The organism is Pseudomonadota bacterium (assembly GCA_013285445.1).
GTDB lineage: Bacteria > Pseudomonadota > Gammaproteobacteria > Xanthomonadales > Wenzhouxiangellaceae > Wenzhouxiangella.
Genome location: CP053448.1, coordinates 2,525,429 through 2,547,217 on the forward strand (window position 1 = coordinate 2,525,429; position 21,789 = coordinate 2,547,217).

A 21,789-nucleotide genomic window follows, 5' to 3' on the forward strand; every position below is an offset into this window, starting at 1 on the left:
GTAAAAGCGCCCGATCACTCAGGCTCATGCGGTTGACCGGCTGCCCTGAGACGCTCCCAGTACGCGAGCCGGCGCGCAATTTCGCGCTCGAAACCGCGCTCGGCCGGCTTGTAGAACTTCTGTCGACCCATGGCATCGGGAAAATGGCCTTGGCCGGAAAACCCGTGCTCGGTATCGTGATCGTAGACGTAGTCCCTGCCGTAGCCGAGTGACTTCATCAGTCCGGTGGGGGCGTTGAGCAGATGCGCCGGCGGCATCAGCGAGCCGGTCTGTTTTGCCGACCGCCAGGCGGTACCCGCAGCCTTGTAAAGAGCATTCGACTTCGGTGCGGTCGCCAGGTACACGACGGCCTGGACGATGGCAAGCTCGCCTTCGGGCGAACCGAGCACCTCATAGGCCTCGCGGGCGGCCAGCGTCTGTGTCAGAGCCTGGGGATCGGCCAGACCGACATCCTCGGAAGCGAAACGGATCAGGCGCCGAGCGACATAGAGCGGGTCCTCGCCCCCGATCAGCATACGGGCCAGCCAGTACAAGGCGGCATCGACATCCGAACCTCTGAGTGACTTGTGCAGCGCCGAAATCAGGTTGTAGTGTTCCTCGCGGTCCTTGTCGTAGGCCGGCGCCCGTCGCTGCACGAGCCCGGCCACACGTTCACGATCCAGGCACCGGTTTTCCCCGGCCAGTTCGTAGACCGACTCGACCATGTTGAGCAGGTAGCGGCCATCGCCGTCGGCCATGGCCAGCAGCATCTCCCGGGCTTCCGGATCGACCGGTATCGAACGCCCGACATGGTTTTCGGCCCGCTCGAGCAGCCGTCCGAGCGCGCCCGCATCGAGCCGGTGCAGCACCAGCACCTGCATACGTGACAGCAGCGCTCCGTTGAGCTCGAAAGAGGGGTTTTCCGTGCTGGCGCCCACGAGCGTGATCGTGCCGTTCTCGACGCAAGGCAAAAAGCTGTCCTGCTGCGCGCGGTTGAAGCGGTGAATCTCGTCGACGAACAGCAGCGTCCCCTGGCCGTTGTGACGGCGTATCCGGGCGGCTTCGAAGATCTTCTTGAGATCACCGACGCCGGAAAAGATGGCGGAGATCTGAACGAAGGCGAGGTCGCCGACCTGTGCCAGCAGGCGAGCCAGCGTGGTCTTCCCGGTGCCTGGCGGACCCCAGAACACGAGGGAAGCAACCCGCCCGGATTCGATCATGCGCCGCAGCGGTCCGTTCTCGCCAAGCAGGTGATCCTGGCCGACCACATCGTCGAACGACGTCGGACGCAGCCGATCGGCCAGTGGCCCGGCAGGCACCTGATCGGTTGTCCCGGATGCGAACAGATCGCTCATGCCCCCATTTTACGCTTCGAAAAGGTCGATGGCGGCTTTCACCATTCGCGTTGCTATACTCCCCAGGAAAACCTTACGCGAGGGGAGGACGCTCGCATGCGCGGCATTCAGGACCAATTGGCGCACCGGGCCAGGACTACGCCCGGCCAGCTCTACCTGTCACAGCCGATTGACCGGCAATGGCACACCTGGAGCTGGTCAGAAGCCTTCGACGAGGCCCGTCGAATGGCCGCCGCCCTTGAGCGAATGGGCCTCGACCCCGGCGATCGCGTCGGACTGATCTCGCGTAACTGCGCCCACTGGGTGCTGGCCGATATGGCCATCATTCTCGCTGGCCTGGTCAGCGTGCCGGTCTATCCGACCGCCAGGGCCGACACCATCCGCCAGATCCTCGAACACAGCCAATGTCGGGCCTGCTTCGTTGGCAAGATTGACGAGGCGGAACAGCGACTCGCGGGCGTTCCCGGGCACGTGACCATGATCGCGATGCCCTATCCTGAGGCTCGCGGTGATCACGACTGGGACGAACTGGCCCAGCCGCCTGCCGGTGAGTTCCAGACCCGCCAGCGGCGCGAAGACGACCTGGCCACCCTGCTCTACACCTCCGGCAGCACCGGCACACCCAAGGGCGCAATGCACAGCTTTTCGAATTTCGCCTTTGTCGGGCAGTCGATCCAGTCGGCGCTCGGCGTGGAAGCAGGCGACAAGGTCTTTTCTTACCTGCCGCTGTCGCACTGCACCGAGCGCGCTTACGTCGAAGCAGTAAGCTTTTACGCCGAAACCTCACTGTACTTTGCCGAGTCGATCGATACCTTTGCCGAGGATCTGCGTTATGTCCGGCCGACCCTGTTCGGCTCGGTGCCGCGGCTGTGGAAGCGCTTCCAGCTGGGCGTGCTCGAAAAACTGCCGCCCGGGAAACTCGACCGGCTGCTGAAGATTCCCCTCGTGGCCGGACTGATTCAGCGCAGGATCAAACAGGGGCTGGGCCTGGACCGGGTACGCTGGTTTGCCAGCGGCAGCGCCCCAATGGCCGTCTCCCTGCTGGAATGGTGGGATCGGGCGGGTGTAACCATTCGTGAAGGCTGGGGCATGACCGAGACCTTCGCCTATGGCACCCAGATCGGGATCGACATCGAACCCCGGTTCGGCACCATCAGCCGCGCCCTGCCCGGGGCGGAACTCAAGCTCAGCGACGAGCAGGAGTTGCTGATTCGCTGCCCCTGTCTGATGGAAGGCTACTACTTGGCAGACGGGCTGACCGCCGAGAGCATGACCGAAGACGGCTTCTTTCGAACCGGTGACCGCGCCTTTATCCAGAACGGCTGGGTGACCATTACCGGCCGCGTCAAGGAGTTGTTCAAGACCGCCAAGGGCAAGTATGTCGCCCCGGTGCCGATCGAAAGCCTGCTGGCACGCAACGCCTGGATCGAGATGGCCTGCGTGCTCGGCAGCGGCATGACGCAGCCTGTCGCACTGGTCCAGCTGGCCGGGCATGCACCCGATGGCCGGGCTCATCTGGCCCGGCAGCTCGAGTCCGACCTGGAGCAACTCAATCGCGAACTCGAGCCGCATGAGCGCCTGGCCAGGCTGATCGTCGTCAGCGAGACCTGGGAGGTCGACAACGGCCTGCTCACGCCCACGCTCAAGCTCAAGCGCGACGTCATTGAGAAGAAATATGCGGATCTGGTCGCCCGGGCGGACGACCGGATCACCTTCGAGGACTGATCGCGATCATCCGCCAAACTGCTCGTCAAGCGGTGTCCGGGCAACGTGGTTGGTGTAGTTCGAAAGGGTCTTCATGCCCACACCCGTCAAAACATCGAACACATGACGGCGCTGGTAGCCGGCATCCAGAAAGGCAGAGAGATCGTCCGCGTCCGGGTTGCCGCGGCTGGCCACAACTGTCGTCGTGAAGGTACGCAGCGCCTCGAGTTTGGGATCGTCGATCCTGCGGCCTTCGGCCGCGGCTTTGGCCACATCGTCCGGCACGCCCTGCATCGAGGCAATGGTGGTATGCGCCCGGGTACAGTAGCCACACTCGTTGTAGGCGCTGACCGCCAGCAGCACCACCTGCTTTTCGGTCGCGCTGAAATCGGTTTTCTCGAAGATCTGGCCGATCGTCATGTAGGCCTCCAGCAAGGCCGGCGACTCGGCCATGACGCCGAGCAGGTTGGGCACAAAGCCGTATGCGGCTTCGGCCTTTTCAAGCAGCGGACGGGCCTCGGATGGCGCCGTGGACTTGTCGTGTACGCTATGGCTCATCGGTTCTCTCCTGTGTCCGGAATGAAAGTGAACGGGCATGCCACGAGCTGACGCGCTATGCTGCGGCTGGCCCGGCTTGCATCTCCAATCTGCGACTGGCCCGCTGCGATCAAAATACGTAGTAGCCGCAAGACGGCACCCCACGAGCGCATGACCCGCATTCTTCTCCTCTCCGCCTACCGCTCCGACAGTCACGCTGCCTGGACGGACTGGTTGTTGGGCCATATCGAGAATGTCGAGTGGACGGTGCGCGAACTGCCGGGCAGGCACTTCGCGTGGCGCATTCGCGGCAATCCGCTGAGCTGGCTTGACGCCATTCCCGCCGAGCCGCCGGACCTGGTGCTGGCCTCGTCCATGGTCGACCTTGCAACGCTCAGGGGACTGCAGCCGCAGCTGGTCGGTGTACCTGCGGCCTACTACTTCCACGAAAACCAGTTTGCCTACCCGGTCAGCGACCGTCAGTTCAGGACCATCGAACCGGCTGTTGTGCAGCTATACGGCGCACTGGCTGCAGATCAGCTGCTGTTCAATTCCGGCTACAACCAGGCGAGTTTTCTCGACGGCGTCGCCGAGTTCGCCGCGAGGATGCCCGACCGGGTGCCCGGCAACCTCACGTCGCGCCTGGCAGCGAAGTGTCAACGCCTGCCCGTGCCCGTCGAACCCGTACCGCCGGCCAGCAAGCGCGATCCGCGGCTGATCGTGTGGAATCACCGCTGGGAGTACGACAAGCGCCCGGAGCTGTTCGCCGAGGCCCTCTGCCGCCTGGCCGACCAGGGCGTCGGATTCCGGCTCGCGCTGCTGGGCAAACGGCCTCGCCAGACACCACCGGCCTTGCGCAGGATTCGCGAGCAGCTGGCAGAACGCATCGTCGTCGACGCCCGGCTGCCCGTGGAGCGCTATCGGGCCGTGCTGGGCCGTGCCGGTATCGCGGTGAGCACCGCCATTCACGAATTCCAGGGTCTGGGCATGCTCGAGGCGGCCAGCGCCGGCGCGCTGCCGCTGGTGCCCGACGGCCTGTGTTACGTCGAACAGTACCCGGACCCTTGCCGCTACCCGGCGGGGGAGGTCGAAGCGCTGGTCGGAACACTGGCCGCCTGGCTGGAAGGCAAGCGCCCCGCACCGGTCGATATCGGGCGCTGGCTGGCGCCGGCGCTGGCGCCGCACTGGGCGCGGTGGCTAAGCGCAAGCGCGGGCACCATCAGGTCGACGTAGGTGGCGCTGGCGGCCGCGCGACGATCGGCTCCAGGCGCCGGATCTGACCAGGGCCTGTCTCATTGGCGCGCTGGGCAGGCTACACTCTGGCGCATGGCCCGCGTCCTCGTCTTCCAGCATGTTGCCGCCGAGCCGCTGGGGTTGCTCGACCCCATGCTGCGTGAGCGCAACCACCGGATACGCTATGTCAATTTCGCGCGTGACCCCGACGCGCAGCCGCGCCTGGACCGCTACCAGGGACTGATCGTACTGGGCGGCCCGATGCAGGTGGACCAGACCGAACGCCACAAACACCTGCTGACCGAGTGCCGGCTGATCGAGCAGGCAATGCAACAAGACAAGCCGGTTCTCGGCATCTGTCTGGGCGCGCAGCTTGTTGCCCATGTCCATGGCGCAGCGGTCGGGCCCGCGCCGCAGCCGAAGATCGGCTGGTATACCCTTCATCCGACCGCCGCCACGGCGACCGATCCGGTGCTGGCACCGCTGGACCGGCCCCGCCCGGTCTATCAGTGGCATCACTGGGGTTTCGACTGCCCCGACGGAGGCGTCAGCCTGGCCGAGCACCCGAACAGCGGCTGTCAGGCCTTCCGGGTCGGGGAGTCGGCCTGGGGCTTCCAGTTCCATCTCGAGCTCGATGAGCGGCTGATCCGACGCTGGCTGACCCTGCCGTTCTACCGCAATGACCTGGCCGCTTCCGGGCTTGGACGCGCACCGGAAGACATCCGGCTGGCGACCCGGCGCCATCTGCCCGGGACGCTCAAGCTGGCCGACGCAGTCTTCAGCCGCTGGCTCGCCCGGCTCAAAGAGCCCGACAGTCGGCTGGTGCTCGGCTCGCGCTGACTTGTCTGTACTCGACCGGCGGCGCACAATATCGACAGCCTGTCCTGACAGGCGCGTCGATACCACCCGGTACTGGAGCCTCGGATATGACTAGAGACACGACAGCAACGATTCCCCTGCATTTCTGGATCATCGGCGTTGTGGCTTTGCTGTGGAACGCCGTCGGCGCCTTCGACTTTCTGGCCACGCAGATCCGGCTGGAATCCTATATGGCCGCATTCAGCGAGGAACAGCTGACCTTCTTCTACGGCATTCCGGCCTGGGCCGTGGTCACCTGGGGCATCGCCACCTGGGGTGCCCTGCTCGGAGCGCTGGCCATGCTCTTGCGGCGGCGAATTGCCTACTGCCTGTTCATCATCTCCCTGCTGGCCATGCTGGCAACGTCGTTCGAGAACTTCCTGCTCTCCAACGGCGCCGAGATCATGGGAACGACGGGCATCATCTTTTCGGGCGTCATCGCCGTGATCAGCATCTTCCTGGTCTTCTACACTCGGGCGATGCTGCAGCGCGGTATATTGCGCTGATCATCACGACTTACAGGCCCAGATCCTGCCAGCGCAACGGTTCGCCGGGTGGTGGCGGCTCCGGGTTGATGAAGCGGTCATGGCCCATCGCTCCTTCGCCGTCGAGCACCTCGCGCACCCGATCCAGCGCCCGCCAGGCATACGGCAGCAGCGGCACGTAGCGACCGGCGACACCGGGCGCGCCGACCAGCACGTCGAAGTGCTGGGCATCGGCGACTTCCCAGTAGGCCACGTTGCCACCCTTGGCGCGCGCCTGCTTGATCCAGGGCCGGCTGCTGAACGCTGCCGGGATGAGCCCGTCATCCCGGCCGTGCACAACCAGCACCGGGACGTTGCCCACGCTGGCGGTGGCACGAGTCCGCTCGACGGCCTCGGCCAGCTGCCGCGCCGCTTCATCCTCTCCTGTCTGCAGCCGGCGCAGACACAGCAGTCCCGGCAGGGCCGGATCCTGCCCGTCGGCAAGCCGGTCAATCATCTCGATACCGCCGCCGGGCCCCACCCCCGAATGGGTTGACCACCAGGCCTGGCGCTGGGAAGCCGTCGCGTTGGCGGCCTGCATGGCATAACCACACGGCATGTCGAACGGTCCCCGCCGCAGGTAAGAGGATGCATAGTTGGCTGCGACCGTGCGCCACAAGTCCAGCAGCACGTTGACCGCCGACTGATCCAGTGCCCCGCGCTCGAAACCCGCATCGTGCAACACCCGGCGTGCCGCCGCAGCATCGGCTTGTTCCAGCAGCCCTGCGCGCGCCAGCGCGGCGCAGCGCAGCTCGCCGCTGGCCGCCAGTGCCGGGTGACCCAACGGCATATCGCCGGTCCGCTCCAGATCGGCCAGCAGACAGGGTTGATAGAGCGCGGCGAGCGTGGCGTAGTCAAACAGTGCGGGCAGGCCCGGCGGAACAACATTGGGCGCTACAGCAACGACCGCATCGAGCAGCTGCGTCTTGTCGGCTTCGGCAGCGCGCAGGACAGCACCACCGCCGTTCGACAGCCCGACCGCGATGACCCGGGTCTTGCCGGGCTCGAAGGCCTGCGGAAACTCCTGCTGAAGCACGTTGAGCCCAAAGCGCGCCGTGCGCAGCACGTGCAGGCCCCAGTCAGACTCCGGATGATCGCCCGAGTGGGCGTGCGGCATGCCGACGGTCGCCTCGGCCGACACCCCGTCGATCTCCGTTGCCTCGTTCAACGCAGGCGCCTCGAACCCGAGACTGGCCTGACCACGAGCGACGCGCAGGCCGGACAGTGCGGTGCCGGTATCGTCGGCATAGTCGAAGAAATCGGTACCTGCCCCCTTGTCGGTGTAGGCAACGGCACAGCCGGCCGGCAGCGCCCATGGGCCGGCGACCGGCAGGCCACCATAGATGCCGCGCGATCCCGACGATGGCGCCACCACCAGACAGGGCGCCTCGACGTCGAATGCGTCGGGCAGCTGGAGCATGACGCGAAACGGCTGCGACGCGCCCGGGATGCGGTCGAAGGCGTGAAACTCGCGACCGGGCACCGCCGGCAGCCGCTCAAGCAGGCCGCCCAGGCCTGCTGATGGCGTGAACGAATACAGGCCGCTCCAGGCTGCGCGAATTGCCATCCGGCGCAGCCCTGCCGGCGTTGCGTCTTTCCCGTCACCCGGCAATGCATCAGCCAGTCCGTCCAGACCCAGGCCAGCGCTCAGCAGGTCATCACCGTCGCGATGGATCGTGCTGCGGATTTCCAGACCAGGCCTGGAAAAGGCTTCAGTCTGCGTCTCGCGATCAGAGCGGGGTGCTTCACAGCCGGCCAGGGCAGCCGAGACCGCGAGCAGCATGCATAGCAGTCGATGCGTCATGACAGGAATACCGGCTCAACCAGGCTGTACTCTAGCAGCACCGATGCGGCCAGCTGAAATGGACTTTCGTACAGCTTCACCGGCGGTCATGCTCTGCTACGCTCTGCTCCAGGGCACCGGGCATCGAAGGAGACGGTCAGTGACTCACAGGCAGGAAGGCAGGCAACTTCGCACTCTGATTACCGGAGCCGGCAGCGGCATTGGCGCCGGCATCGCGACCGAACTGGCCCGCGCCGGGCATCGGATTCTGGCCAGCGACCTCGACCAGGATGCTGCCGAACTGACCGCCTGGCAAATCAGACAGGATGGCGGCCAGGCCGGGGCATTCGCGCTGGACGTGACCCGTGACGACGACGTCGAGCGCCTGATCGGCGAACTGGACGATGGGGTCGACGTGCTGGTCAACAACGCCGGCCTGCAGCACGTCGCGCCGCTGGAAGACTTTCCGATGCAACAGTGGGACCAGCTCGTGCAGGTCATGCTGGTCGGCAGCGCGCGCCTGACCCGGGCGGTGCTGCCGGGTATGCGCGCCCGGGATTTCGGACGGATCGTCAATATCGGCTCGATTCACTCACTGGTCGCCAGCCCCTACAAATCGGCCTATGTCGCGGCCAAGCACGGCCTGACCGGACTGGCCAAGGTCGTCGCGCTGGAGACCGCCGATACCGACATCACGATCAACACGATCTGCCCGACCTACGTCAAGACGCCGCTGGTTGAACGACAGATCGCCGCCCAGGCCAGGACGCACGGTATCTCCGAGGACCGGGTAGTCGACGAAATCATGCTCAAACCCATGCCCAAGGGCGTGTTCATCTCGTTCGAGGAGCTGGCCGGGATCTGCGCCTTTCTGATCGGGCCGGACGCGCGCAACATCACCGGCCAGTGCATCGTCGTCGACGGTGGCTGGACGGTGCAATAAGGAACGGTTCTTGGTTCGATGACCACTCGAGTCCTCATCGCCGACGATCACCCGCTCTTTCGCGGAGCGCTGGTTCAAGCCCTGGCGGCCTGCCTGAGCGACGTATCCGTCCTGGAGGCCCGCGATCTGCCCGAAACCGCCGCCCGACTCGACGAGCATGAGGACATTGACCTGCTGCTGCTCGATCTGCATATGCCGGGCAACCAGGGGCTGGCCGGGCTGGCCTCGATCCGCTGTCATTTTCCGGCCGTAGCCGTGGTCGTGGTTTCGGCCAACGAAGACCCGCGGGTGATCCGTCGGGCGCTGGACCATGGCGCAGCCGGATTCATTCCCAAGAGCTCCGGCCTGGACGAGCTGACCCAGGCCCTCGATACGGTACTGGGCTGCCAGGAATGGGTGCCTCCGCACCTGGCTCGCGCGGTGGCCGATATCGAATCCGACGATGAGGACCTGGCCCTGGCCGCCCGCTTCGCCCGCCTGACCCCGCAGCAGTTTCGCGTCCTCGAGCGGGTCGCCGAAGGCCGGCTCAACAAGCAGATCGCCGACGAGCTCGGTATCCAGGAACGCACGGTCAAGGCGCACATGAGCGAGATCTTCAGCAAGCTCGAAGTGCGCAACCGAACCCAGGCCGGCATCGCCTATCGCCGCCTGGAACTGGTCGATCCGGCCCGGCTGGACTGACGGCTGGCGTCAGGGCAGCTCGAAACGGTCGCCGAAGAGGTCATCCGTTGCCGGAACGACCTCGTAGGGCAGCGGCGGGCTCAGCTCGGAGGTATTTCCGTCGATATCAATGACCAGGGCACTGAGCAGCCCCGCGGCAAACGGCGGGTCGATCAGGATGGTCCGGGTCGAATTTGGCGTCTGGCTGTAGACGTCGCGGTGAATGCGGTAGATATCGCGCTGCAGATTGGTCTCGATGTAGAAGTCGACCGTCAGCGGATAACTGGAGCTGGCCAGGGCGCTGTCGATGCGATAGCGGATCTCAAGTTGCCCGCCAATGCTGGCCAGTCCGGTGATCTCCGGATAGTTCTGCAGATTGTTCGGCCCGCTGTCGCCATCGCCAGGGTCGTTGGCCGTGGCGCCGTTGTCACCCAGATCGATGTGCCGATCGCCATTCTCGCCGAAGTGGTTGGAGTCGAAGCGATTGCGCGTGCCCGCCGCGCCGGCGACCCGGATGCCGTCGTTGCCGTTGTGGTGCAGGTTATTGTCGCGGATCAGGTTCAGATCCGAGCCGTTGGCGACAAACACGCCCGCGTTGAGGTTGCCCAGATCCGAAAAAGTCACTCCGCCAACGGTATTCGAGCGCACGATATTGGCGTCGCCGGCAATCTGGATGCCGTCCGAGCCGTTGAAACCGACCAGGTTGCCATCACAGCCCGCGTCCGGGTCGCCGATGCGGTTGCCGCCACCGTCGATCCGGACGCCCTCGGACGCATTGCCGGCATTCTGGAGGCCATCACCCACCCCGATGAAGTTGCCGCACACGCGCGTTGAAGTGCCCTCGAGCGCGATGCCGTCGAAGTTGTTGCCGATCCGGTTGTAGCTGATGCTGGTGTCCGTCGGGCCATTGCGAACGCGAACGCCGGCGTTGCCCACGCCGATGTCGGTTCCGTCACTGCGCATGCCGATCAGGTTGTTGCTCACCACATTGCCTGATCCACTGACCACGTCCACACCATCATCATCAACCGCGCCGATGACGTTGTTCTCCACCGTGTTGCCCCCCGCCGCCAGTACGACCCCGTTGGCGGCATTTCCGACGACCGTTGTGTTGAGCAAGCCGATGTTGTTGCTCTCAACGGCATTGTTCGCGTCGGCCAGGTAGATGGCATCATTGTCATTGTTGAATACCTGATTGGATGTGATCGTGTTGCCGGATCCGGACGACAGCTGCACGCCGCGCTGCAGATTCTCATAGATCCAGTTGTTCTCGATGGCGTTGTTGTGGCTGGCCAGCGCATTGCCCACATGAATGCCGTGGCCAGCGTTGGCCGCGATCAGATTGCGCCGGTCGAGATTGACCGTATCGCCAATCTCGCTGTTTGCGCCGTTGAGCGCAACCCCGTTGCCGCTGTTGAACATGATCTGGTTGATGTAGATTTTCTGACCCCCGGTCATCGCTCGAATGCCGTCACCGCCGTTGTAGCCGATGTAGTTGGGGCTGATTTCGGAGTTCAGCACCAGGCCGATGACGTTGTCGGGGCCGAGCAACTGAATGCCGTGGCCGGCGTTGCCGAAGGAATCACTGCCTGCAGGACTCACCCCGATGTAGTTGCCGGCAATCAGGCTGTCCTCGCCGAGCTGCAGGAAGATGCCGTCCTCGGCATTGCTGGAGATGAGGTTGCCGCGACCAACGATACGGGTCGGCGAGAAGGCGGCTTTCGTTCCAACGGTGCATATGTCGCAGTTGCTGAGAAACACGCCACTGCCGCCATTGCCGCTAGCGCTTTCATCGTGGCGTACGCCGATCCAGTTGGAGTCGATCTCGACGTTGCTCGAGTTGATGGCCTCGATGCCGTTATCGGGAAAGTCGTAGATTGCCAGGCCCTTGATCCGGACAACTGCGGCGTTGGCCACGCGCAGCCCGTCGGCCGTGGTTCCACTCAGCGCCGAGCCGGACAGCCGCACCAGCGGGGTCGCGTCCAGCACGGATGTTGCCGCGCTGTTGTAGCCCGGCGCCGTGGTGGCATCGATCGTGACCCCATTCGTTGTAATGGTCGGCAGCGGTGTTGATGGCGTAATCGTAAACAGGCCGACCGAGAATTCGATCAGGTGACCGCCACCAAATGCGTTGGCCTCCTCAATCGCCGCTCTGAGCGTGCATCGCGGCGGCCCGCCAATCGGGATATCGCAGAATCCGTCACCGGGATTGGCATCCGAGGCATCACCAATGTCATTGACGACAAAAGCATGGCTGTAGCCGCCTGCCAGCAGAAAGACCAGGCTTGCCGCGCCCAGGAATCGGTTCATGAAATGCTCCTCGATCAATTCGGGTATCCAGTAAGTCGCAACTGCCGGGATTTTTGTGCCATGGCGCACACGACAGGCTGATTTGCGCGCAGGAATGCGGCAGAATGAGCGCCCGGACAACACGAATCGATCTTGGCCATGGCTCAGGATTCAGGCTCCAGCCCGCCCCGTGGCGGCCCGACGGGACTCGATCCCGGCGGCGGCGATCTCGAGCGGGTGCGCCAGCTCTACGACGAGCTGCGCCGCATCGCGCGGCGCGAACGCCAGCTCATTCCCTCGGCAACGCTCAATACCACGGCACTGGTCCACGAGGTCTGGCTGCGCCTGGCCGCCGGGGAGAGCGAATTCCGCGACCGGCGGCATTTTCTCGGCGTGGCGGCGGTGGCCATGCGCCGCATGGTCGTTGACTACGCCCGCTACCGTCTGGCGCAGAAGCGCGGTGGCGATGTGGTGCAGGTCGAACTGGGTGACGACGATACCGCCACGGTTACCGATCTGGATCACATCCTCGATATCGATCAGGCGATTGACGATCTCGACCGTCTCGATCCCCGGCTGGGCCGTCTGGTCGAGCTGCGCTTCTTCACCGGCCTGTCCAACGAGGATGCTGCCGAGGTGCTCGAAGTTTCAGCGCGCACCGCGGCGCGCGACTGGAAGCGCGCCAAGGCGCTGCTGGCCGCCAACCTGAGCGCTGGCTGAGCCCGGTGAGGCGATGACGACCGATCAGACTGGCAGACCATCAGCGAGCCGCAATCGATGCCCAACGCAGACAATGACTTGCTCGGGCGTCGGCCGCTGCGCTGGCGACTGGCCTACGCCCTGATCGACGGGCGCTGGCACACAGGCTGCCGATGAGTGGCTGAGTTAGCGCCTCAGTTCCGGCACAATCCGCCGGAAGGCGTCCACGCAGGCCGCGCCCAGGTGACGGCAGCGACCGGGCGACCAGCCAATGTCCGGCATGGGCAGGTCAGCGTTGTCCTTGAACGGCATCTCCAGGGTCATGGCCAGACAATCGAAGGTCTCGGCCATGTAGTCGGTGTTCTTTCTGAGATCCGAACTGCCCGGCGCATCCACCGCATAGCCATGCTCGGTCTGAAAGTCCGGGCTGATTGCTGCAAGCAGACCCTTGAAGGTGTCGAGCTGATGCTGCTTGCGGTCATTCCAGGACGGCGTCCCCTCGGCGCCGGCGATGAAGTTGTAGGGCAACGCCTCGTCGCCGTGCACGTCGAAGCACAGATCCACACCGGTCGCGTGCATCTTCTGGCGCGTGAAGTAGACCTCCGGCGAGTCGTCCTCGGACGGCTCGGCCCATTCGCGGTTGAGATTGCGGCCGCGAGCGTTACAGCGCAGATGGCCGCGCACCGCCCCATCCAGACACATGCAAGGCACCAGGTAGACGACCGACAGCGCCAACAAGGCGCGTGCCGAGGGATCTTCAGGGTCGAGAAGACGGTCGAGAAATCCCTCGACCCACCATTGGGCCATGGTTTCACCGGGATGCTGGCGCGCAATGACCCAGATTGCCAGCCTGTCCGCGTCCGGGCGCCCGATGGTCAGCAGGGTGTGCGGTCGGCCATCGGGCGTCAGGCACAGTGTTTCTGCCGACACCCGCTCATCTTCGAGCGCGGCGGCAATCAGTTGCTGATGATCCTGCTGGCTGTAGGGCGCAAAGTAGGCGTACCAGACCACATCGGCCTCGGGCCGGTCCTCGATGATCAGCTGTCCGTTTTCAAGGCGGGTATCGACCCGGTACCAGTGCAGCCGATCCGTGCTGGCTACGGCGCGGTAGCCCTCGAAGCCTTCCGGATAGGAGACAGCGGCTGCGTTCTCGATGCGCAGGCGGCAGTCGATGCCGGATGCCCCGTCGAGCTGGAAATAGAACCACTGCAGGTGGCGTTCGCCAACGTCCGGGCGAATCCTGAGGCGGATGTCGTCGGGACGATCTGCGGAAACGACCTCGATATTGCCGCCATCAAACGATGAATGGATATGCATGATTTGGTCCAGGGATCAGGTTTCAGGGTTCGGGCAATGAGTCTATCGCAGGCGCCATCGCGATTTTGCCTTCCTGCCCTTCGACTGGCCAGTCGAACAGGTCCCGCGCAAGACGGGCGAACTCGCCGTCCGGAGGCGTCTCGAGGCGAAGGCGGCCGGTCGTTCTCGGATGATCCAGCTCCAGCCGGCTGGCGTGCAGGAGCATTCGGTGACAGGCCAGGTGCTGGCGGAACAGGCGATTGTGGCGGCCGTCGCCGTAGGTCGTATCGCCGATCAGGTGGTGGGCGATATGCTTGAAATGACGGCGAATCTGGTGACGGCGGCCGGTCTCCGGCATCGCCTCGACGAGCGAGTAGCGTGCGGTCTCGTGACCGCCGACCGGGATGGGCAGCTCGCAGCGCGCCCGCAGACGGTAGCGGGTGACGGCCGGCTGTTTCTCGGCGCGCCGCTGCCGCGCCAGGGGGTGATCGATCTCGCCCGCCTGGTCGGTCCAGCCTCGCACGACCGCCAGGTAGCACTTGCCGACCTGCCGCGTCATGAATGCCCGGCCGAGCCACTTCGCGGTATCGCGGTCGAGCGCGAACATCAGCACACCGGAGGTGGCGCGATCGAGCCGGTGCACCGGCCAGACCCGTTGCCCGAGCTGGTCACGCAGGCGCTGCAGCACGAACTGCCGATCGGTACCGATGCTGCTGCGGTGGACCATGATGCCGCACGGCTTGCTGATTGCGCACAGCCACTGATCCTGGTAGATGACTTCGAGCGGCATGGCCGGTCCTGGTGGAAATGACTTTACACGCTTGGTTGCGGCAGTATAGGTTGCCAGCAAGGGGATTTCGCCGGACAGCCGGAGTTGAAGGCCATGTACATCGACAAGCCGCTCTGGAATCGCATTCAGGACCACTTCGATCAGCTGATCGGCCTGGCGGCGGAAGAACGCGACTCCTATCTGGACCGAAGCGGCTTGCCGGACGCGGACCGGGCCGTGCTGCTCGAGCTGCTTGCCGCCGGACCCGAATGCGAACTGCTCGACCGCCCGGTCCCGGATCTGCTGGCACTGGGCAGCCAGGAGACCCAGTCACCACCGCCCCCTCATGACTGGCACGGCCGCGAACTGGGGCCCTGGCGCGTCGACCGACTGATCTCGCGCGGGGGTATGGGTGCGGTCTACGCCGGCTATCGCAACGATGGCCGCTTCGACAAGAAGGTGGCAATCAAGCTGCTCGATGCCGCCGGGCTCGACTCGGCCGAACATAAACGGCTGATCGAGGAGGTGCGTATCCTGGCGCGCTTGCAGCACCCGGGTATCGCACAGCTGATCGACAGCGGCGTGAGCGGCGACGGCTACTCCTGGCTGGTGATGGAATATGTCGACGGCCAGCCGATCGATCGCTACTGCCGTGAGCGGGAAATCGGACTTGAGCAGCGCATCGAGCTGGTCTGCCAGGTGGCCGAAGCCCTGGAGTACGCGCACCGGCACCAGATCGTGCATTGCGACATCAAGCCGGCCAACATCCTGGTGTCAGAATCCGGTCGCGCGCAGCTCGTGGACTTCGGCATCGCTCGCCTGGTACAGGACCGAGCGCAGGGCGAGTCTGACGGCCGTATCTACTGCTCTCCGGGGTTTACCGCGCCGGAGCGCCTGCGCGGGGCCGCTCCCACCACCATGCACGATGTCTACGCGCTCGGGGCGCTGCTCCACGTTCTGGCGACCGGTCAGCGAGTGAGCTTGCCGGCCACCGCCGGTGTCGAGCCACCGCTGCCATCCGGGCTGAATCGACGCAAGTCCGCCAGGCAATCCGGGCAGCGCTCGGGCGCACGCCGGTTCGGCATCGACCACGACCTCCAGGCCATTTGCCGCCGCGCTATGGCCATCAACCCCGACCAGCGCTACCGCTCGGTGGAATCGATGCGGACCGATCTGAGCAACTGGATGGAACACCGACCGGTTGCGGCGCGCAACGGCGGGCGCCTGTACTGGCTCGGGTGCTTCGTGCGCCGCAATACCCTGGCCACCGCGCTGGGCGTGGGGCTGGTGGCGGCGCTGCTCGCGGGCCTGTTCGCCGCTCAATGGCAGGCGCAGGAAGCGATGCGCGAGGCGCAGCGCAAGACGGCTGCCCTTGGCTATCTGCAGGACGTTCTGGCAACATTGGTGCCCGATTCACCCGATGCCGTGGCCGAACCGCGCACCCGGGTGTTGCTGCGCGCAACCGAGCAGGCACCCCGGGCGCTGGCCGACGAGCCGCTGGTACTGGCCCAGGTCTCGGAGACCATGGCCGGACTGCTGGCGCGCATCGGCGAGTACGAGGCGGCGCAGTACGCTCAGCAACGCGCAGCCGGGCTCTACCTCGCCGAGCACGGCCCGGACCATCCGGACACGGTGCTGGCACGCACCGAGCAGCTGCGCCTGCGCGCAACACGCGGCGGCGGGTCCGATCCGGCCGTTGAACAGGCCCTTCGGGATGCCATCGCGGTCACCCGCGACCGGCCCGCCTATCGGCGCCGTCATGCCCTGTCCCTGACTCAGCTGGCCACGCTGCTGGGAAACGTTGGACGGACCGATGAGGCGCTTGTCGTCGTCAACCAGGCTCGCGCGTTTCTGCAAGCGGATGATCCACTGCAGCAGCGGGTCGAGACGGATCTGATTGCAGCAGAACTCAATATCACGAACGGAACCCACGAAACGGCGCTCGAGCTCATCCAGACGCACGAAGCGGAACTGCGCGAAACGCTGGGTGCCGGGCATCGGCTCTCCCTGACCCTTGCGGGAGTGCGGGGGCAAGCGCTGCGCTACGCCGGTCGCCTGGAGGAGTCTCGGGAGCACCTGACCACCGCGATCGACGGATTAAGGCCGCTGTATCCGGAAGGCAATGAGCGACTGCTCGATCTGCTCGGCGGGCTCGGGATCGCCCACTACAAGCTGGGCGAGCTCGATCCTGCCGCCGAAGTCGCCCGCGAACACCTCGACCTGTCGCGCCGGCTGCTCGGCGGGCGCAGTCACCAGACCGCGCTGGCGCTGTCGAACACCGGCAACATCGAGTTTGCGCGCGGCAACTACCCGGCCGCGCGCGATCTGCAGGAGGAGTCCGCGCAGGCATTCGCCGAGCTCTACGGCGAGGATCACATCGCAGTCGCCCTGACGCTTGGCAACATGGCCGAGGCCCTGCATCACATGGGGCGGCACGCGCAATCAATGGAGCTGCGCATCGGCGCAATGCAGCGCATTGGCGAGGTGTGGGGCGAGGACTCCATGCGCTATCTGCATCAGCTCAGGGCACGGGCCCGAACGCAACTGGCCATGGGCCAGGCCGACGAGGCCGCCATGGCACTCGAGCGCACGCTGTCGCTGGCCGAGGCCACCGATTCCCGGCAGAGTGAGGAAATGGCCTTAACGCGCGCCTGGCTGGCCGAGGCGCGACGGCAGCAGGGCCGCACGGAAGAGGCCAGGCGCCTGCTCACCGCAGCGCGCAGCGGGCTGGATCAGTCCGGCGAGGCGACACCCGCCATGCAAGAGACCGTGGCACGGCTCGAGGCGCGCCTCGCCTGCCATCTGTCCGCGCTCGATGCATGCCGACAGGCCGTCGAGTCGGCCGATGGCTTGTACGCCAGGCGTCTGCCCGTGGACAGCCCAATCCGGGCCGAGCTACGCCAGCTGCTTGCCGCGGCGCAAGCCCGACACGGCTCGGGCTGAGCGGACCGGTTCAGTCGGCCGGGCCTGTGGCCTCGAGCAGGCGGGAAAGGCAATTCAGAAATACGTCCCGTTCACGTTCGCCCAGGCGGGTCAGCAAGGCGCGCTCGTAGGCCAGTGCCGCCGGCACGATGGCGTCGTGGATCGCCTGTCCCGCCTCGCTCAGGTACAGGCGCTTGGCGCGTCGGTCGTCCTGGTTGTCACGCCGCTCCAGTCGCCCATGCTCGCTCAGACGGCCAACCGCGCGGCTGACGGCCACCTTGTCCATGGCCGCGCGGTCGGCCACTTCCGTGGCCGTGACTCCGGGATAGCGCCCAACGATGGCGATGACACGCCACTCGGTCACGCCGATACCGAAACGCTGCTTGTAGGTGCGCGCAATACCGCGACTGATACTGTTCGACAGCACCGAGAGTCGATAGGGCAGAAATTCCTCTAGATCGAGCATTTGCGATCGCGCCGACGGCTTGAAAACAGTTACAAATGTAACTAATATCAGAGGCAGGAAGCAAGGTCGTTTCCTCGCCGGCTCGTCCGAACATCGCCCAATCGTCGAATCGCAATATTGCAAGGAGACCGAATCATGACGCAGTCCCGCCCCAATCCGCTTGGCGTCGAGCGCTTCGAGTTCATAGAATTTGCGGCGCCTGACGCGACGCTGCTGCACGACCTGTTCAACAAGATGGGCTTCACGGCTGTTGCACGTCACCGATCACTGCCGGTCACCCTGTACCGACAGGGGGGCATCGATTTCCTGGTCAACGAGACATCCGACTCCTTCGCCAGCGATTTTGCCGATGCGCACGGGCCTTGCTGCACCGGCTTTGCGCTGCGCGTGGCTGATCCGCAACAAGCCTACCAGTCGACCCGCGCCAACGGCGCACAGGATGTTTCCAATCGGCCCGACACGCTGGCCATCGACTCCCCGTGCATTTCCGGCATCGGCGGCAGCGTGCTGTACCTGACCGCCGGAGTCGAAGACCTGGAGCGACATTTCGAGTTTGACCCGGCCGTTGACCGACACCCAGCGGGCGTCGGGCTGAGCTTTGTCGATCATCTCACGCACAACGTCTACAACGGCAACATGGGCGACTGGGCGGAGTTCTACGAGCGTCTGTTCGGCTTCTACGAGGTCAAATACTTCGACATCAAGGGGCAGCAGACCGGGCTTCGCTCCAAGGCCATGACTGCGCCCGACGGCAGCATTTCAATCCCGATCAACGAGTCGGAAAATCCCAAGAGCCAGATCAACGAGTATCTGGACGAATACCAGGGAGAAGGCGTACAACACATCGCGCTGTATACCGATCACATCTACGAGTCGGTTGAAGCGCTGCACGGCAACGGCATTGACTTTCTCGATACGCCGGATACCTACTACGAGGTCATCGATGAACGCATACCCGGTCACGGTGAAGATGTCGAACGGATGAGAAAGAACCGCATCCTGATCGACGCCGATCCCAACGATCCCGACAAGCAGCTGCTGCAGATCTTTACCAAGACCAATATCGGTCCGATCTTCTTCGAGATCATCCAGCGCAAGGGTAACGAGGGTTTCGGCGAAGGCAATTTCCAGGCCCTGTTCGAGGCCATCGAGCGCGATCAGGAAAAGCGCGGAGTCCTTTAAAGAACGGTTTCCGGGTTCAGGTTTTCGGCTTCAGGGGCGGGCATGACTGCTGCTGGAGCCTGAGCCGAACCGGGGCTCTTCGAATCGGATGCATCAAGGACAGCCAATCCGGAGGCAGTCATGAAGAAGTGGATTTCCCATTCCAGGGTGGAAGGCAGGGCCAGCCGGCAGGCGCATACCAATCTGCCCGAGGACACTTATGAGCGCGAGATGGGCAAGGAAGGATTCTTCGGCCCGGCCACGCACTTTTACCATCAGCACATGCCGACCGGCTGGACTGATTTCGAAGGGCCGCTGCAGCCGCGCGCCTTCGACACGACCCGCCTCGAAGACAAAGTCGGGTCGCCCTGGCAGGCCGCCGAACTGCTTGGCAACGCGCACTGCAGGTTTCGCTGCTGGCACGCCGACGGAAAGATGGATCACCTGGTGCGCAACGGCGACGGCGACGAGTTGCTGTTCGTCCACGACGGCGCCGGCGAGCTGTTCTGCGACTTCGGCCACCTGAGTTTCCGTGACGGTGACTACATCATGCTGCCGCGCGGCACCATGTGGCGCATCGAGTCCGACGGTCCCGTCGAAATACTGCTGATCGAGGCGACCAATTCCAGCTACATGCTGCCCGACAAAGGCCTGGTCGGCCCGCACGCCATCTTCGACCCGGCCATGCTCGACACGCCGACAATCGACGACGCCTTCCGCGCCCAGCAGGGCGAGGACGAGTGGCAGGTCCAGGTCAAGCGCCACAACCGGATCTCGACGATCACCTTCCCTTTCAATCCGCTTGACGCGGTGGGCTGGAAGGGCGACCTGATGCCGGTGAAGATCAACTGGCGCGACATTCGCCCCCTGATGAGCCATCGCTACCATCTGCCGCCGTCGGCCCATACCACCTTCGTGGCCAACCGGCTGGTTGTGTGCACCTTCGTGCCGAGACCCTTCGAAATGTCGGGGGATGCGCTGAAGGTGCCATTCTTCCACAACAACGACGATTTTGACGAAGTGCTCTTCTACCATGCAGGCGAGTTTTTCTCGCGCGATAACATTCATCCTGGCATGATGACGCTTCACCCCTGTGGCTTTACCCACGGCCCGCACCCCAAGGCAATGGACAACGCATTCAGGCCGAAAAGCGAGGCGACGGAAGAAGTCGCGGTGATGATCGATACCCGTGACGCCCTCGACGTCACGGCGGCGGCGGAAAAGATCGAGTGGACCGGCTACGTGGACAGCTGGAAGCCCAAGCGCTAAGGACGGTTTCCGGTTTCCGGTTTACGGGACGCATTCGGGAAGCGTCGTGATGTCGTCAAGCCAGAAGACATCTTTCATTCCGGAACCTGACACGGGAGATGATCGAAGCCTGCCCGGAAACCGGAAACCGGAAATCGGAAACCGGAAACCGGAAACCGGAAACCCAGTAAACAAAGCCATTACCCTGCATGCAACGTCCCAACCAATCGAAGTGACCTGATCATGAAACTAGCAACGTTAAAGGAAGGCGGTCGCGACGGCACGCTGATCGTCGTCAACCGCGACCTGACCCGCGCGATCCGCGCAACGGATATCGCGCCCACGCTCCAGGCCGCACTGGACAACTGGGATGCGGCCGCGCCGCGCCTGGCCAGCCTGTTCGACGAGTTGATGAATGACACTGCCGAGGGCAGCTTCGATCTCGATATCAACGCCCTGGCTGCACCGCTGCCGCGCTGCTACCAGTTCTGTGACGGCTCGGCCTACCTGCCGCACGTCGAGCGGGTGCGCAAGGCACGCGGCGCCGAAGTGCCCGAGAGTTTCCTCACCGATCCGCTGATGTACCAGGCCGTGTCCGACGGCTTTCTGGCCCCCCACGATCCAATCATCATGCCCTCGACCGAATGGGGCATCGACTTCGAGTCGGAAATCGGTGTCATCACCGATGATGTGCCGATGGGCGCGGCCGCTGAACAATGTGCCGACCACATCCAGCTTGTCACGATCCTCAACGACATCTCGCTCCGGAATCTGATCCCGGCCGAGCTGGCCAAGGGCTTCGGGTTCTTGCAGTCCAAGCCCCGCTCGGCCCTGGCCCCGGTCGCGGTCACCCCGGACGAGCTCGGCGAGGCCTGGCGCGACAGCAAGCTGCACCTGCCGCTGCTGACTCACCTCAACGGCGAGCTGTTCGGCCGACCGGAAGCCGGCGAGGACATGCAGTTCAGCTTTGCAGAGCTGGTTGCCCACGCCGCCAGGAGCCGACCGCTGGCCGCCGGTTCGCTGGTCGGTTCGGGGACCATTGCCAACCAGGACACCAGCCGCGGCGCCTCCTGCCTGGCCGAAAAGCGCATGCTTGAAATCATCGCCCACGGCAAGCCCGAAACCCCGTTCATGCAGTTCGGCGACGTGGTCCGCATCGAGATGAAGACACACCAGGGTGAGTCGATCTTTGGTGCGATTGAGCAGAAGGTGGTTAAGTACGAGCGGTGAACGGTGAACGGTTCCGGGTTCCGGGGAGCCTTCGGCAATGAGGAACAACGCTCACGCTTGAAGGCTTCGAAGCGGCGGGGTGCAAGGCCTCCTCCATCCGAAGCCCGCCCGGAAACCGGAAACCGTACACAAT

At 64.6% G+C, this 21,789-nt stretch carries 18 protein-coding genes; 11 read left to right on the top strand and 7 right to left on the bottom strand.

Going from position 1 to position 21,789, the window contains the following annotated elements; translation table 11 throughout:
• Nucleotides 1-14: 14 nt before the first annotated feature.
• Entirely contained in the window at nucleotides 15-1,334 is a 1,320-nt protein-coding gene (locus HND55_11355) for a replication-associated recombination protein A (protein ID QKK03193.1), read from the bottom strand.
• Nucleotides 1,335-1,430: 96 nt separating this feature from the next.
• Between HND55_11355 and HND55_11360 the strand changes: the two genes are divergently transcribed.
• On the top strand, nucleotides 1,431-3,059 hold the full coding sequence (locus tag HND55_11360) for an AMP-binding protein (protein QKK03194.1): 1,629 nt from the start codon (nucleotides 1,431-1,433) through the stop codon (nucleotides 3,057-3,059).
• 6 nt (nucleotides 3,060-3,065) lie between these two features.
• On the opposite strand, the gene HND55_11365 is transcribed toward HND55_11360, so the two are convergent.
• Nucleotides 3,066-3,596, bottom strand: coding sequence for a carboxymuconolactone decarboxylase family protein (locus tag HND55_11365; protein QKK03195.1), 531 nt, complete (start codon nucleotides 3,594-3,596; stop codon nucleotides 3,066-3,068).
• A gap of 150 nt (nucleotides 3,597-3,746) precedes the next feature.
• On the opposite strand from HND55_11365, the gene HND55_11370 reads away from it, so the two are divergent.
• From HND55_11370 to HND55_11380, 3 genes are all read left to right on the top strand, one after another.
• Complete coding sequence (locus HND55_11370) at nucleotides 3,747-4,808, top strand: DUF3524 domain-containing protein (protein ID QKK03196.1); 1,062 nt, start codon at nucleotides 3,747-3,749, stop codon at nucleotides 4,806-4,808.
• A gap of 93 nt (nucleotides 4,809-4,901) precedes the next feature.
• Nucleotides 4,902-5,648, top strand: coding sequence for a C26 family cysteine hydrolase domain-containing family (locus HND55_11375; GenBank protein QKK03197.1), 747 nt, complete (start codon nucleotides 4,902-4,904; stop codon nucleotides 5,646-5,648).
• A gap of 86 nt (nucleotides 5,649-5,734) precedes the next feature.
• On the top strand, nucleotides 5,735-6,172 hold the full coding sequence (locus tag HND55_11380; GenBank protein ID QKK03198.1) for a hypothetical protein: 438 nt from the start codon (nucleotides 5,735-5,737) through the stop codon (nucleotides 6,170-6,172).
• A 10-nt stretch (nucleotides 6,173-6,182) separates the two neighbouring features.
• Here the strand turns inward: HND55_11380 and HND55_11385 are convergent, their stop codons facing one another.
• Nucleotides 6,183-7,994, bottom strand: coding sequence for a hydrogenase (locus tag HND55_11385; protein QKK03199.1), 1,812 nt, complete (start codon nucleotides 7,992-7,994; stop codon nucleotides 6,183-6,185).
• Between the two features lie 88 nt (nucleotides 7,995-8,082).
• Here HND55_11385 and HND55_11390 point away from each other — a divergent pair, with 88 nt between their 5' ends.
• Nucleotides 8,083-8,916 (top strand): 3-hydroxybutyrate dehydrogenase, encoded by an 834-nt coding sequence (locus tag HND55_11390; GenBank protein ID QKK03200.1) that lies wholly within the window; start codon nucleotides 8,083-8,085, stop codon nucleotides 8,914-8,916.
• Between the two features lie 18 nt (nucleotides 8,917-8,934).
• Nucleotides 8,935-9,597, top strand: coding sequence for a response regulator transcription factor (locus HND55_11395; protein ID QKK03201.1), 663 nt, complete (start codon nucleotides 8,935-8,937; stop codon nucleotides 9,595-9,597).
• A 9-nt stretch (nucleotides 9,598-9,606) separates the two neighbouring features.
• Here HND55_11395 and HND55_11400 read toward each other — a convergent pair whose 3' ends face one another.
• Nucleotides 9,607-11,886, bottom strand: coding sequence for a right-handed parallel beta-helix repeat-containing protein (locus HND55_11400; protein QKK03202.1), 2,280 nt, complete (start codon nucleotides 11,884-11,886; stop codon nucleotides 9,607-9,609).
• Nucleotides 11,887-12,024: 138 nt separating this feature from the next.
• On the opposite strand from HND55_11400, the gene HND55_11405 reads away from it, so the two are divergent.
• Nucleotides 12,025-12,585 (top strand): sigma-70 family RNA polymerase sigma factor, encoded by a 561-nt coding sequence (locus HND55_11405; protein QKK03203.1) that lies wholly within the window; start codon nucleotides 12,025-12,027, stop codon nucleotides 12,583-12,585.
• A 165-nt stretch (nucleotides 12,586-12,750) separates the two neighbouring features.
• On the opposite strand, the gene HND55_11410 is transcribed toward HND55_11405, so the two are convergent.
• Together HND55_11410 and HND55_11415 are read right to left on the bottom strand one after the other, a co-directional pair.
• Complete coding sequence (locus tag HND55_11410) at nucleotides 12,751-13,881, bottom strand: carboxypeptidase family protein (protein ID QKK03204.1); 1,131 nt, start codon at nucleotides 13,879-13,881, stop codon at nucleotides 12,751-12,753.
• A 22-nt stretch (nucleotides 13,882-13,903) separates the two neighbouring features.
• On the bottom strand, nucleotides 13,904-14,650 hold the full coding sequence (locus HND55_11415; GenBank protein ID QKK03205.1) for a pseudouridylate synthase: 747 nt from the start codon (nucleotides 14,648-14,650) through the stop codon (nucleotides 13,904-13,906).
• A gap of 93 nt (nucleotides 14,651-14,743) precedes the next feature.
• On the opposite strand from HND55_11415, the gene HND55_11420 reads away from it, so the two are divergent.
• The gene (locus HND55_11420) at nucleotides 14,744-17,572 is read left to right on the top strand and encodes a serine/threonine protein kinase (GenBank protein ID QKK03206.1); all 2,829 of its coding nucleotides are present in this window, start codon (nucleotides 14,744-14,746) and stop codon (nucleotides 17,570-17,572) included.
• A gap of 10 nt (nucleotides 17,573-17,582) precedes the next feature.
• On the opposite strand, the gene HND55_11425 is transcribed toward HND55_11420, so the two are convergent.
• Complete coding sequence (locus tag HND55_11425) at nucleotides 17,583-18,017, bottom strand: MarR family transcriptional regulator (protein QKK03207.1); 435 nt, start codon at nucleotides 18,015-18,017, stop codon at nucleotides 17,583-17,585.
• Between the two features lie 135 nt (nucleotides 18,018-18,152).
• On the opposite strand from HND55_11425, the gene hppD reads away from it, so the two are divergent.
• From hppD to HND55_11440, 3 genes are all read left to right on the top strand, one after another.
• A complete protein-coding gene (hppD, locus tag HND55_11430; GenBank protein ID QKK03208.1) occupies nucleotides 18,153-19,199 on the top strand; it encodes a 4-hydroxyphenylpyruvate dioxygenase in 1,047 nt (348 codons plus the stop codon).
• A gap of 120 nt (nucleotides 19,200-19,319) precedes the next feature.
• Nucleotides 19,320-20,447: a homogentisate 1,2-dioxygenase gene (locus HND55_11435; protein QKK03209.1), complete on the top strand. Its 1,128-nt coding sequence runs from the start codon at nucleotides 19,320-19,322 to the stop codon at nucleotides 20,445-20,447.
• 222 nt (nucleotides 20,448-20,669) lie between these two features.
• Nucleotides 20,670-21,656 carry a fumarylacetoacetate hydrolase family protein gene (locus HND55_11440; GenBank protein QKK03210.1) on the top strand — a complete coding sequence of 329 codons (987 nt, stop codon included), beginning with the start codon at nucleotides 20,670-20,672 and terminating at the stop codon, nucleotides 21,654-21,656.
• The last annotated feature ends 133 nt before the right edge of the window (nucleotides 21,657-21,789 follow it).